This is a genomic window from Brucella sp. GW823-FHT04E01 (assembly GCF_058796175.1).
On record NZ_JBXAIK010000004.1, the window covers coordinates 565,208 to 577,039 of the forward strand.

Below are 11,832 nucleotides of genomic sequence, written 5' to 3' on the forward strand. Positions count from 1 at the left end.
GAGCGAATGCGTTCCCCGGATCGCATTCGGAAATGAAACACGCCCGAACCCTGTTCCCCCGAACTTGGTACCGGTGTGCCTTCCAATGATTATTCAGGTTTGACACAATGAAGAACTATCGTCTTTTCGCCTCTGCCATCTCGATTGCCGCACTGTGCGCCTCTGCTGGCCTGGCCCAAGCCCACTCCTCCCTCGACCAGAGCGAAGCCAAGGCAGGCGGCTTCTACAAGGCAACCTTCCGCGTACCGCATGGCTGCGATGGCAAGGCCACGACCGAAGTAAAGGTCGAGCTGCCTGAAGGCTTCATTTCAGCCCAGCCGCAGGTCAAGGCGGGCTGGAAGATCGAGACCGTCAAGGGTGACTATGCCCAGAGCTACAAGGTGCACGGCAAGGATGTGACTTCCGGCGTCCGCGAAGTCCGCTTCACCGATGGCAACCTGCCCGGTGATTTCTACGACGAGTTCACCGTTGTCGGCCAGCTCGCCAAGTTCGACAAGGATACCACCCTCTCCTTTCCCGTGACGCAGGTCTGCGGAAGCGACGCTTCGGTTGCGTGGACGGAAGTGCCCAAGGATGGCCAGAACCCGCACGATCTGGCGCATCCGGCACCGCAGCTGCTCGTGAAGGCCGCGGGCGCTGACGATGGGCACGGCGGCCATGGTGGGCACGACAAGATGGGCCAGATGGATGGGGCCTCCATGCAGGCAGCAATGCCGACGAAGCTTGGCGAACTGGAAATCACGGCCCCTTCGGTGCGCGCCATGGTTCCCGGTGCCAAGGTTGCAGGCGGGTTCCTGACCATCGCCAATGACGGCAAGGATGCCGACAAACTGGTTTCCGTCACCACCGGTGGCGTCAAGCGCGTCGAAATCCATGAGATGTCGATGCAGAACGACGTGATGAAGATGCGCCAGCTTGAAGGCGGTCTGGATATTCCGGCAGGCGAGAAGGTCGAGCTGAAGTCCGGTGGTTATCACCTCATGTTCATCCAGCCGGAAAAGCCATACAAGGAAGGCGAGACCGTTCCTGTCACGTTGGAATTCGAAAAGGCCGGCAAGGTCACAATCGACTTCCCCGTCACCGCCCAAAGCGGTCAAAAGGGCGGCCAGAAAGATGGAGAGCATTCGGGTCACTAGAGCGCGTTTCGATCTGACTGAATCAGATCAGCGCGTCTCGGCTTTTTGTTCTAAAGCGCATCCTGAAAACCGTTTCATACTTTGCGGGATGCGCTCCAGCACTACAGTTGCAAATTCGTCAGGCCGTGGCGAGAAGAGTGATTTTCGAGTACCGGAGCGGAGCGTGCTTCCAGGCATAGTCCCGAAAAGTTGCGGACTTTTCGGATAAGGCTAAGCGCCAGAGAAAGCTACGTGAGCACCGGAACGGGGAAGATTGCTCTTTGCAACCCGGCATCACGAAGAATGCGACTGTGGTGTTAGCAAAGGGGCGAATGATCCGCGTCCTCTCTCCTTCGCGCATTATGCGCCCGTTTGCCGCAACCGCTGCTCCCCCACAGCGGTTGCGTTCCTTCTCGAATGCTGTAAACATGAGTATTAAAGTCTAGAATAATTCCAAACAATTGAAATCTAATAAGATTTTAAACTTGAGTAATTGACTCCAGATGGATTTTCTGGCTTTTATGCATGGTGCAAATTCACAACCTTTGATGTCTGGGCCTTGAACCCTTTCGATTGGAGGACCCTATGATTGGTCTCGGCGAATGCCGGTCCGCAAATGTCGACGGCCTGCCTTGGCAGCTCAGTCTCTTGCCGACCGGATATTGCAATGTGCGGGGGGAAACCGAACGTCCCTCTGTAAAAATGCAGGGTTCACGCCCCGCATGCATGTCTTCATTCCGTAGCTTCTACGGGAGGCGGACATGAATATGCGCATATCCCAACTGAACGGCGCCAACACTGCGGGCTATTTCGATCGCCTGCCGGAAAAGCTGGTGCTGGAAGGTTATCGCCGCTGGACTGCGGGTTTCGAGACAGGCTCGATCATCCCGTGGGAAATGACCTGGGGCCTCTATTCGGAAGTGCTTGGGCCTTCGGAAGCAAAACGCGCGGTGGGCGAGCTGTCGCATTTCATCCGCGTGCTGCGCCATTGCGCCAGCTGCCAGTTGCGTGCTTTCCCTTTCGACTCGCACCATGTCTGCCGCGAGGAATGCCTGACGCTGGGGCTGATTTCCGGCATCCAGAATCAGGACGCGCTGCTGCTTGATACCTGCCTTGAAGCCATTGCCTGTCATCGCCGCTGCGACGATGTGGCAGGGGCTGCCCGCAATTTTGCCGACACGCTGGCTGATTTCGGCCAGACTTTGTTGCCAATACCGATCCATGCCATCGACAGCGCTTTGAATTTTACGCCGCGCGCGACTTTTCACTGATTGGCCCCAGATCGATCCTTGGCCGGAAAGTCCCAGCGTTTTGCGAATGAATGTGATTCCAGATTTCAAGTCGCCGTCACCCGGCGCAAGGAGATAGAAATGCAGGCCAGAACCGAACGACGCCTCGGCATTGCCGCCGCCCTCGTCCTGACCGCAGGAGCGTTTGTCATGCCGGGCGTATCCACCCAGATCGTGCAGAACGATGTGGTGCCAAAGAGCCAGATTCATATGGCTTCGGCAGAAAATCTGCGCGCCGAGCTACGCCATTTCGTCAATCTCGGCGAAGCCATGCCGAAGTCGGTGCGCTACGAGTAATCGTATCGAACCTGATACAAAAAGGCCGCGCCAGATCTGGCGTGGCCTTTTTATTTGCAGCAGAAACGCTTCAATTTCCAACAGACGCTGATGCACCGTGCGGACCGTTGAGATTTCGGTTATGACGAGCCGAAAATGGTGGAGTGCGAGCACCGGAACGGAGTGTACTTTTAGGTACATGAGCACCGGAAGCGCAGCACAACGCCATTTGCAGGCCGTCAGAGCCGGAATTCATCCGGTCCGGTTATCCGACGATGATCGGAGCCTTACCCTGTACGCGGTTATAGAGATCGATGATGTCCTGGTTCATCAGGCGGATACAGCCGGATGACATGGACTGGCCGATCGACCACCATTCCGGCGAGCCGTGGATGCGATAACCGGTGTCCTGCCCATTCTGGAAAATGTAGAGCGCGCGCGCACCCAGCGGATTTTGCGGGCCGGGTTCCTGACCGTTACGATATTTTGCCAGTTCCGGCTTGCGCTGGATCATTTCCGGTGGAGGCGTCCAGACCGGCCATTGCTTCTTGTACTGGACATTGGCAGTGCCCGACCACTCAAAGCCCGCCTTGCCGATCCCGATGCCGTAGCGCAGCGCTTCTCCGCCCGGCAGAACGTAGTAGAGAAGATGGTCCTTGAGGCTGACAACAATCGTTCCCGGCGCCTGCCCTGTCGGGTCCGGCACGATCTGACGGCGGAATTGCTTCGGCACCTTCTCGTATGGAATTGCGGGCAGTGAATACGGCCCTTCCTGCACGGCGGCGTACATGACATCCGGCGTCGTGATATCGCGGTCGACGCTGATCTGCGGACGCATCGGCGTAATCCCGCCCGTCGACATCGGATCGACATTCATCTGGAAGGCCGACATATCCATCGTTTGGTTACAACCGGCAGCACCGGTGAGGAGGACGGCACCGGTGCCGAAAAGGAAGCGGCGGCGGCTCAGATCGTCAATGAACTTGGTCATGCAAATTACCCGGACAGAAGGGGTGAAACACAGCCGTCAAGCGACCGCCATACTCAACAGCAATTTGCGTTCTTATGGTTGAAGAACGGTTAAACAACTCGCGCAAACGTGTCTGAAAATTCCGTTTGAAAGCATAAATTGCAGTGAATGTGAAAATTCAATCGATTTAAGCTTCATGGCAAATGCGGTGAACGTATGTATCTCATGGCTATTTATTGGCGAAAATGTGGCTTTGTCTCAAAACCGCTATTCTGAATTGTAGCCGGATAGCAAAAGGCCGGGTCATGAAACCCGGCCTTGATTGCCTTCAATAATTTGCGGCGATCAATAATCTTTTTCGTAGAAGATACCGCCGCTTGAATCGCCTTCCGCTCCCAGTGAACCCTTGGCTTTCAGGTTACGGGTGATGTCGAGATTGACGGTGCCCTTGGTCGAACCGCCTGAACCCGCTTCCACGCCCAGATAGATATTGTCGCGGATATAGCGACCGGCACGAACTGCTGTCTGGCCCTTGTCATCCGTCACGACATCAAGATCGTCGAGACCTGTCCCGGCGCGCAGCTTGTTCATGAGCGAGTTGTTGGAGCCGCCCGCAAGTTCGGCGGCGGCAGCGGCAAGCTGTGCGATCTGGAAGGCCGACAACTCGCCGATGGAGCGCTTGAAGATCAACTGCGCCAGCACTTCATCCTGCGGCAGTTCCGGCGTCGACGAGAATTTGATGTCGAGATTATCAACCGTGCCCGTCACCGTCACGATTGCGGTGATTTCATTGCCTTCCGAACGGGCGACGAAGTTGAGCTGCGGATTAAGATCGCCCACCAGCGTGACATTGCCTTCATCGAAGGTAATGCGCTGCCCGAGAATGCCGATGCGGCCGCGGATCATGTCGAATGCGCCGACCGGCTTGATATCGGTCACAGGCCCGGTCAGGCGAAGACGTCCACCCAGCTCCGTGTCGAGGCCGCGACCGCGCACGAAAATCTGGTTGGGCGCATTGATGACAACGTCGAGGCGCGGCACGGTCGGACGCGCTGTCGGCGTCGGCACTTTGCTGCGACGCGTTTCGACCTTGGCGCGATCAAGCGTCACCTGAACGTTCTTCGGCGTGTTCTTGTGGCGAACCGGAACATAGGCTGCGCCGCCGCCCAGATTTTCCGGCACCGAGATTTCAGCCCTGTCGACATCGATGCGGCCTGAAATCAAAGGATCTCGCATCAGCGGCCCGCTGATCGTGATCCCGCCGTCGACGGTCGCCACAACCAGCTTGCCGTCGGCATAGCGGGCACGATTGAGCTTGATCTCGATATTGGCCGGGAAACTCGCTTCGGCATTGGTCGAGATCGTACCGCTGGCGGAAACCGATCCGCCGCTGCCGAGCGCGGCATTGACCTGACGCAGCGTGACGGTTTCGCCATCCAGGCTGCCCATGACATTGATATTGTTCAGGCGAACATTGGTGTCCGGATCGACAAAGGTTGCGCCATTGGTGGAGAACATGCCGCGCAATTGCGGACGGTTGAAGCCGCCCGAAACGCTGGCCGTCAGCGTCAGCGTACCGTTTACCTGCGCACCGCGATCCGCCAGGAAGCGGTTGGCGAGCGCCAGCGGAATGCTGCCATTGACATTGACTCCAAGCCCCTGCCCCGAGAACGGAACCTTGCCATTGGCGGTGACATTGAGGCCGCGCGGACCGTCGACGGTCAGTGACGAGAAGTCGATAGCCATGGCCGCATAGCTGCCTGCAGCTTGCAGGGTGAGCGGCGCAAGTCCGTTATCGCGCAGCGGCTTGGCCGCAAGACCTGTACCGCGCAGATTGAAGGTTGCCGCAGGATTGGTGAGGGGGCCCGTGACACGCGCCGTTCCGGTCACATTGCCCGCGAGATCCTGTCCCTTGACCGCACCGTTCAGCGCCGTCAGCGGAAGATTGGCGAGATTGACGTCGATGGCCAGATCGCCCTTACTGAGCGGCACGCCGCCATTGGCGCGGACATCGATGCCGCCCCCTCCGGTTACATGCGCATCGACATTGAGCCGATTATTGGCCGAGGTGCCCTTGGCATCGGCATTGAGAGCCGCAATGCCCTGCTTTTTGAGCTCTGCTGCCGTCACGCCTCGCGCCGCCATGTCGAAAGCGACATTGGGCGCTTCTTTCGTACCAGTGATGCGGGCTGTGCCGTTGACCGTGCCGCCAAGCCCCAGTTCCGGCTTGAACGTATTGGCGAGAGCCAGTGGCAGATTGGAAAGGGCGACCGAAAGATCGAGACGACCATCGACCACGCCATTGACCTTGACCTGCCCCGCGCTGGCATCTGCGCCCGTATTGATGATGATATCCCCGAAGGAGATTTCCTCGCCCTTCATGGAAATGGTGGCGGGCGCGGCCAGGTTGGCGCTGAGTGTGCCCTGCTTCACATGGGCCGAAACCAGTCCCAGTTCAAAACCGCCATTTTTCGGCTCAAGCGAACCGGCAGCGCTGGCGACTGTGCCGATTTTCAACTTGGTATTGGCAGTGAAATCGGTTTTCGACCCGGTCGCATTGGCCTTGGCATCGAAGCTGTCGATGCCGAAAGTGCCGACCATTATGTCGCGCGCCGCAGCATTGCCGTCCACCACCGGCACGCCGAACAGGTCCTTTGCCGTCAGGGCAATATCAGCCGAGGTGATACGATTGCCATTGACCTTGATGTCCTTGGCATTGGCAGTGACCGATGCATTCTGGCGACCGTCATTGGCGTCGAGCGTGATATCAGCATTGGCCGCACCGGTCGCCTCCGCCAGCGCCAGGGCTGCTGCCGTGGAAATATCCGGCGCATCGAGCTTCAGCGCGCCGGTCAGGAGACCTTTCGCGGTCTGGGTGACATTGCCCGAAAGATGCGCACCGCCTGCATTGAAGACGAGGTCGGTCAGACGCTTCTCGTCATTGACGATGTCGATGAGCGTTCCAAGATCAACACGCTGGCCATTAAGGAATGCACTGCCAGCAAGCTTGCCGGAAAGGGCAGCACCTGTCTTTGCATTTCCATCGAGCATGGCATTGAAATCGAGACCGCCTTCGGAAAGCTTGCGACCGGCCAGAGTGCCCTCCGGCGCATCGGCGCGCAGCGCCAGCGCGATCAGCTTGTCGTCGCCGCGCGCACTGCCCTTGACGGTCATCCGCCCCGATGCCTGATCGGAAAGAAGCTTCAGATCGGACAGCATGACGCCGAAGTCGAAACTTGCCTTGTCGGATGCAAAGGAACCATTGGCAGTGATTTCGCTCAGCTCATTGCCGATACGGAAATCACGCGCCGAAAACCCTTCGCTGCTGCGGCCAAGCGCGCCGCTGAGATTGACGGCACCATCGAGAATGCGGTCGACTGCTTCCGTGCCGGTGCGCATGTTCTGTGCTGTGCCGTTAAGGTCGAGCTGGAATGCACCGCTAACCGGGCGAACAATGCCCTTGGCGTTGACATCGATGCTGCCTGCAAGGTCACGGTCAGCCAGAGCGCCGAACGGCGCAAGGCTTGCAATCTTGGCGGCGATATCGCCATTGAAGGCAAAGTCGTCGATATTACCCTTGAGATCGAGGCTGAGACCGTTACCGGCAATATTGGCTTGCGCCAGCTCGACCGGCGAGCCGGCGCGCCATGCGCCATCGATGGCGAGCGCAATCTTGCTGCCAAGCGCCTCGGCAATTTCCGCCCGTTCTGCCGAAATGCCATCCATCCCGCCATTGACCTTGAAGGTGATATGGCGATTGGCGGCATCGCTCAGGTTCTCGGCAACGCCGCCCATATCGAGCGCGATGCTGTCGGCGGAAATCGTTGCGTTCTTGAGACCGGCAATGGCAAGCGTTCCCGTCCAGTCATTGGTCGGGCGATCACCGTAAGCGACCTGGAACTTTGCATTGTCGATATAGGTTTCAGCGCCCTTGACCGGCAGGAGGACGCGGCCCTTGCTCTCATCGGCAATGGAGGCATCGATGCGCAGCTTGTTCAGGAAGCGGTCATTGCCGGTTTCGGCAGAAGCCTTCAGTTTCAAGGCAGCGCTGTTCAGCGCCAGATCATCAAGGCGGAAGCCGCCTGCATCCTTCAGGAAGCCATCCGCCGACAGTACGGTTTCGGCACCGAAGAAATCGCGGAATACAGGCGGTACAAGAACCGCGATCGGACCGTTGAAACGGGCAGAGAAAACACGTCCGCCATCGGGCGCCTGACCTTGCCGGTTGAGCGCGAATTCGCCTGTCAACGTGCGGCTACCGTTGGTGTCGAGCGCAAGATCGACCTTCAACTCGTCAAGCGGACCGGCGCCTTTCAAAGTAAGATCGACCGGAGGACGACCATCGATGTTCAACAGGTTGGCGACGATGCCGTTAGCCGGTTCCGAGACTTTAAGGTCGAGATCGACCTTCTGGTCAGAATTGGCATAGGCCGCGCGAAGGGCAAAATTTCCGCCGGGACCGTCGAGACGCTTGATGTCGAAATTTGAATCGAGCGAACCATCGGCAAGCGACAGGCTGCCATTGGCAGAAACTTCCGATTCGAGACCGAAAATATCCGGCCCGAAATGCAGGCGCGCAATGGCGAGCTGGTCGAGACTGATTGAAATCGGCAGTTCCGGCAGGCTGAACGTGGACGATTCAGGCGACGGCAGGCTGTTGTCAGGCAACGGCTTGCGAATGATGTCGATACGCTCGGCAGCAAGCGACTGGATGCTGAGACGGCCAACAAGAAGTGCGGTACGGCTCCAGTTCAGCTTGGCATTCTCGATGCGCAGCCAGACGCCTTCGCGGTCAGCAATGGTGATTGAGCCGACGGTTGCTTCCGAAGACAGAACGCCGCTGATGCCGGAAATGGAAATGCGGCGGTTCGGCGCGGAAAGCTGGCTTTCCACGAAAGACAGGAAATAGGATTTCTCTTCTTCTGCTGGTGCTTCTGCCTGTTCCTGTCCAGAGGCCTGATCCTGAGCCTGAGCGGGAACTTGAGCTTGAGCCTGCAACTGCTTCTGCTGTTCCGGCCAGCCGAAGATGACTGCCGTGACGGCGAAAGCGACGAAGGCGATGATTGCGAGAAATCTGGTCAAAACGCCTGTCCTATACCTACGTACAAGCCATAGCTCGGGTCACCCGAGCGGCGGTTGAGCGGAACGGCGACATCAAGGCGGATCGGTCCGAGACCGGTCAGATAGCGCAGACCGCCACCGACGCCGACACGCATCTGTTCCGAGAAATCGGGGAACGATTTTTCGCCCACATAACCGGCATCGACGAATGCCACCGCGCCGATGGAATCGGTGATGCGGGTGCGCACTTCGCCATTGGCCTCGACAAGCGAGCGCCCGCCGATGATCTCGCCATTGCCCGCGCTGACGCCGATATTGCGATAACCATAGCCGCGAACCGAGCCGCCGCCACCTGCCAGGAAGAGCTGGCTCGGCGGCAGGTCCTCAATGGACGCGCCGACGATCGAACCGAACTTGAGACGGCCTGCGAGGATCACGCGATCCTTTTCACCAAAGCCGTAATAGGTGCGGCCTTCGGCTGTGAAACGGGTGGCGAAATTGCCGTACTGGAATTCGTAGAAGGGCTGGATATTGCCTTCCAGATAGAAGCCCGAACTCGGATCCGGCTTGTTGTTGCGGCTGTCATAAAGAAGATTGCCCTCAAGACCCGCCGTCGTGAAGCTGCGCGAGCCGAAGACGTCATCGTCGAAATGACCCTGGCTCGCCTTGGCATAGAGCGCGCCTGACAGCTCGTCGCTGAATATCTGCGTGAAGCCGGTCTTCGCATTGACCGATGTTTCGGTATAAGGATCCAGCACTTCGCGCTTGGCATCAAGTGATGCGACAAAATCCGTATCCGGTGTATAGACGCCCGGCTTCGTGAAGCTCGTACCCAGAAGATAGGTAAAGTTCTTCGGATCGAAGGAATTGTCCTGCGTGCCGCCGATACCGCTGACCTTGGCGTCGAAACGCAGGCGTTCGCCGCGTCCGAACAGGTTGCGGTGCATCCAGTAGCCGGTCAGGCCGAAACCATCGATGGTCGAATATTCGGCACCGAAGCCGAAGCGGCGCGGCTTGCGCTCCTGTACGTTGAGCGTCATCGGCAGGCTGCCGTCCGGCTCGATCTTTTCGGCTTCCTCGAAGCTCATGGCGCGGAACACTTCCATACGACCGAGACGCTTTTTGGCTTTCTCGATATCGTCGGGATCGTATTCCTGGCCTTCTTTCAGCCCGGTCATCCAGGCCACGAATTGCGGGTCCATGCGCGCGATTCCAACGACGCTGACCGGGCCATAATGCGCCTTCTGGCCGGGATCGAGCGAAACATTGGCGGAAACCCGGTTGTCGGCATGGTCCGCGACGATATCCTCATCGGTAACCCGCGCCTTGGCATAGCCTTGCTGGCGCCACGCCTCAACGGCAAGGCGCTCCGCCTTGATGACCGTGCCCGAACGCGCCACCTGTCCCGGCGCGAAGCCCGCATCTTCGGGCGACTGCACGTGATCGCGCTTGTCGACCGGCGGTGGCGCAATATTGGAAATAGCCGTGCGCGAGAACAGAAATTGCGGGCCGGGGTCAACCGAAATCGCGACCTTCGCATCATTGGGGATTTCCGCGTCGGGCGGAATGTCGTTCGCCTCGCGACCATCAACTTGAATAGAAATCGTACCGCCATAGCGGCCTTCGCCATAGAGTGCGGCCAGAATGCGGCGATAATCGCCGCGCGCCTTGGCCAGCAGTCCGGCGGAGCCCGAAGCTGGTCTCTCGGCATCCGAAACGAGACCGGAAGCGCCTTCAATGGTGGATTTCAGATCGGCTTCCGTGCCGTCCGCATTCTTGCGGTCGCCCGTGGTCGTGACCTCGACGGAGTAGGTCTTCGGGTCGATGATGTCAGGATCTTCCTTCTTGTCCTCGCCCCACAGACGAACACCAAAGATCTCGAACGCCAAAGCAGGCGACACGATGAAAGAGGAAAATTGAGCCGCCAGCAAAAGCACGGCGATGCCCCTTCCCTGTATCGTCCTGTTACTCCAAGTCATACGCGCTACTGTCCGGTTCCTGTCTATGCGGTCGCCTGGCGGCGTCCCGTTCATTACCCCCAAGCCCAGGACGATTCAGGGATTACCATAGGGAGAACGGAAGTCCAAGCAACAACGCTAGATATGGACCATTTCAGTCAATGGAGTATTAACGTTACCACACCATTGCAACTTCCCGCGCAGATTGAAGCGCTTTGTGCTCGCATTCCGCAGTGATTGCAGGGCGCGATCAGAAAATTGTAACAGCTCGCCGGCGGGGTGCTGCCGGCGAGCTGTCCATCAGGCCATTGGGAGGAGGGAGAACGACCTGATCAAAATAAGTTCTGGCACAAACACACCGGATGCCGTCAGCGGCCAGCGTGCATCGGGCGCATATTTCCGAAATGGAAACCGCCACCGCCCATACCACCGCCGCCAAAGCCGCGGTTGAAACCACCAAAGCGGGTCGGAGACATCACCGGACCGGGACCCCAGTTGCGACGAATCTGGCCCTGCGGCCATCCACGGCCGCCCCAGTTGCCGCCGCCGTTCCAGCGCGGGCCATGGCCCCAGCGCGGATTCCAGCCGCCGCGATTGGACTGGCAATTGCGGCCAATGCAGCCATTGACGTAGTTCGGTCCGCCGCGCCAGCCTGGACCCCAACCACCGCCCCAGCCGGGACCCCAATAGCCGCCGGTCGCCCAGCCGATACCAAGTCCGAGGCCGAAGCCGTCATCGTAACCGTCATTATTAACGATCACCGTGGTGCTGGACGGTGCGGCATAGGCGGGGCCGCTATAGGCGCCGAAACGCACATAACGCGCCGAGACCCAGCCGACACGGCTCCCGTTATAGATCTGGCACCAGCCATTGCGGCAGGAACCGGCATTGACCGTCGCACCGGCGGGGAGCGCGGCAAGCCGTCCGTAATTGGAACCGGGGCCCGAACGGACATTGACCGAAGCCGAGACATAGGCTGTTGCAGCGGAAGCAATAGCGGGCGTGAACAGGGTTGCAGCAATAACAGCCGCACCAAGAATACGATTATTAGTAAGCATTCCCTTAAATAAAGACATCGCATCTTCTCCAGATTAGCGATCGAACAGAGACGCAATAAGTATCAAACACGAGCTAATCTATGTTGATATAGTACAATATGCAAA

General features: G+C 58.5%; 7 protein-coding genes. 3 read left to right on the forward strand and 4 right to left on the reverse strand.

Going from position 1 to position 11,832, the window contains the following annotated elements; genetic code table 11:
- Positions 1-107 precede the first annotated feature (107 nt).
- The 3 genes from AC1RHM_RS17805 to AC1RHM_RS17815 all read left to right on the forward strand — a co-directional run bounded on the left by AC1RHM_RS17805 (position 108) and on the right by AC1RHM_RS17815 (position 2,701).
- The gene (locus AC1RHM_RS17805; RefSeq protein ID WP_010657863.1) at positions 108-1,136 is read left to right on the forward strand and encodes a DUF1775 domain-containing protein; all 1,029 of its coding nucleotides are present in this window, start codon (positions 108-110) and stop codon (positions 1,134-1,136) included.
- A 740-nt stretch (positions 1,137-1,876) separates the two neighbouring features.
- On the forward strand, positions 1,877-2,386 hold the full coding sequence (locus AC1RHM_RS17810; RefSeq protein WP_011982289.1) for a hypothetical protein: 510 nt from the start codon (positions 1,877-1,879) through the stop codon (positions 2,384-2,386).
- Positions 2,387-2,485: 99 nt separating this feature from the next.
- Positions 2,486-2,701 carry a hypothetical protein gene (locus AC1RHM_RS17815; protein WP_010657861.1) on the forward strand — a complete coding sequence of 72 codons (216 nt, stop codon included), beginning with the start codon at positions 2,486-2,488 and terminating at the stop codon, positions 2,699-2,701.
- 244 nt (positions 2,702-2,945) lie between these two features.
- Here the strand turns inward: AC1RHM_RS17815 and AC1RHM_RS17820 are convergent, their stop codons facing one another.
- From AC1RHM_RS17820 to AC1RHM_RS17835, 4 genes are all read right to left on the reverse strand, one after another.
- Entirely contained in the window at positions 2,946-3,671 is a 726-nt protein-coding gene (locus AC1RHM_RS17820; protein ID WP_010657860.1) for a L,D-transpeptidase, read from the reverse strand.
- A 324-nt stretch (positions 3,672-3,995) separates the two neighbouring features.
- Positions 3,996-8,732 (reverse strand): translocation/assembly module TamB domain-containing protein, encoded by a 4,737-nt coding sequence (locus AC1RHM_RS17825; protein ID WP_029375835.1) that lies wholly within the window; start codon positions 8,730-8,732, stop codon positions 3,996-3,998.
- Positions 8,729-10,690 (reverse strand): autotransporter assembly complex protein TamA, encoded by a 1,962-nt coding sequence (locus AC1RHM_RS17830; RefSeq protein ID WP_432475145.1) that lies wholly within the window; start codon positions 10,688-10,690, stop codon positions 8,729-8,731. Before AC1RHM_RS17830 ends, AC1RHM_RS17825 begins: the two co-directional genes overlap by 4 nt.
- Positions 10,691-11,037: 347 nt before the next feature.
- Complete coding sequence (locus AC1RHM_RS17835; protein WP_011982285.1) at positions 11,038-11,745, reverse strand: SH3 domain-containing protein; 708 nt, start codon at positions 11,743-11,745, stop codon at positions 11,038-11,040.
- Positions 11,746-11,832: the final 87 nt, after the last annotated feature.

Coding starts and splice junctions, on each gene's coding strand:
- AC1RHM_RS17815 (WP_010657861.1), top strand. CDS start 2,486: ATGCAGGCCAGAACCGAACGACGCCTCGGCATTGCCGCCGCCCTCGTC.
- AC1RHM_RS17810 (WP_011982289.1), top strand. CDS start 1,877: ATGAATATGCGCATATCCCAACTGAACGGCGCCAACACTGCGGGCTAT.
- AC1RHM_RS17820 (WP_010657860.1), bottom strand. CDS start 3,671: ATGACCAAGTTCATTGACGATCTGAGCCGCCGCCGCTTCCTTTTCGGC.
- AC1RHM_RS17805 (WP_010657863.1), top strand. CDS start 108: ATGAAGAACTATCGTCTTTTCGCCTCTGCCATCTCGATTGCCGCACTG.
- AC1RHM_RS17835 (WP_011982285.1), bottom strand. CDS start 11,745: ATGTCTTTATTTAAGGGAATGCTTACTAATAATCGTATTCTTGGTGCG.
- AC1RHM_RS17830 (WP_432475145.1), bottom strand. CDS start 10,690: ATGACTTGGAGTAACAGGACGATACAGGGAAGGGGCATCGCCGTGCTT.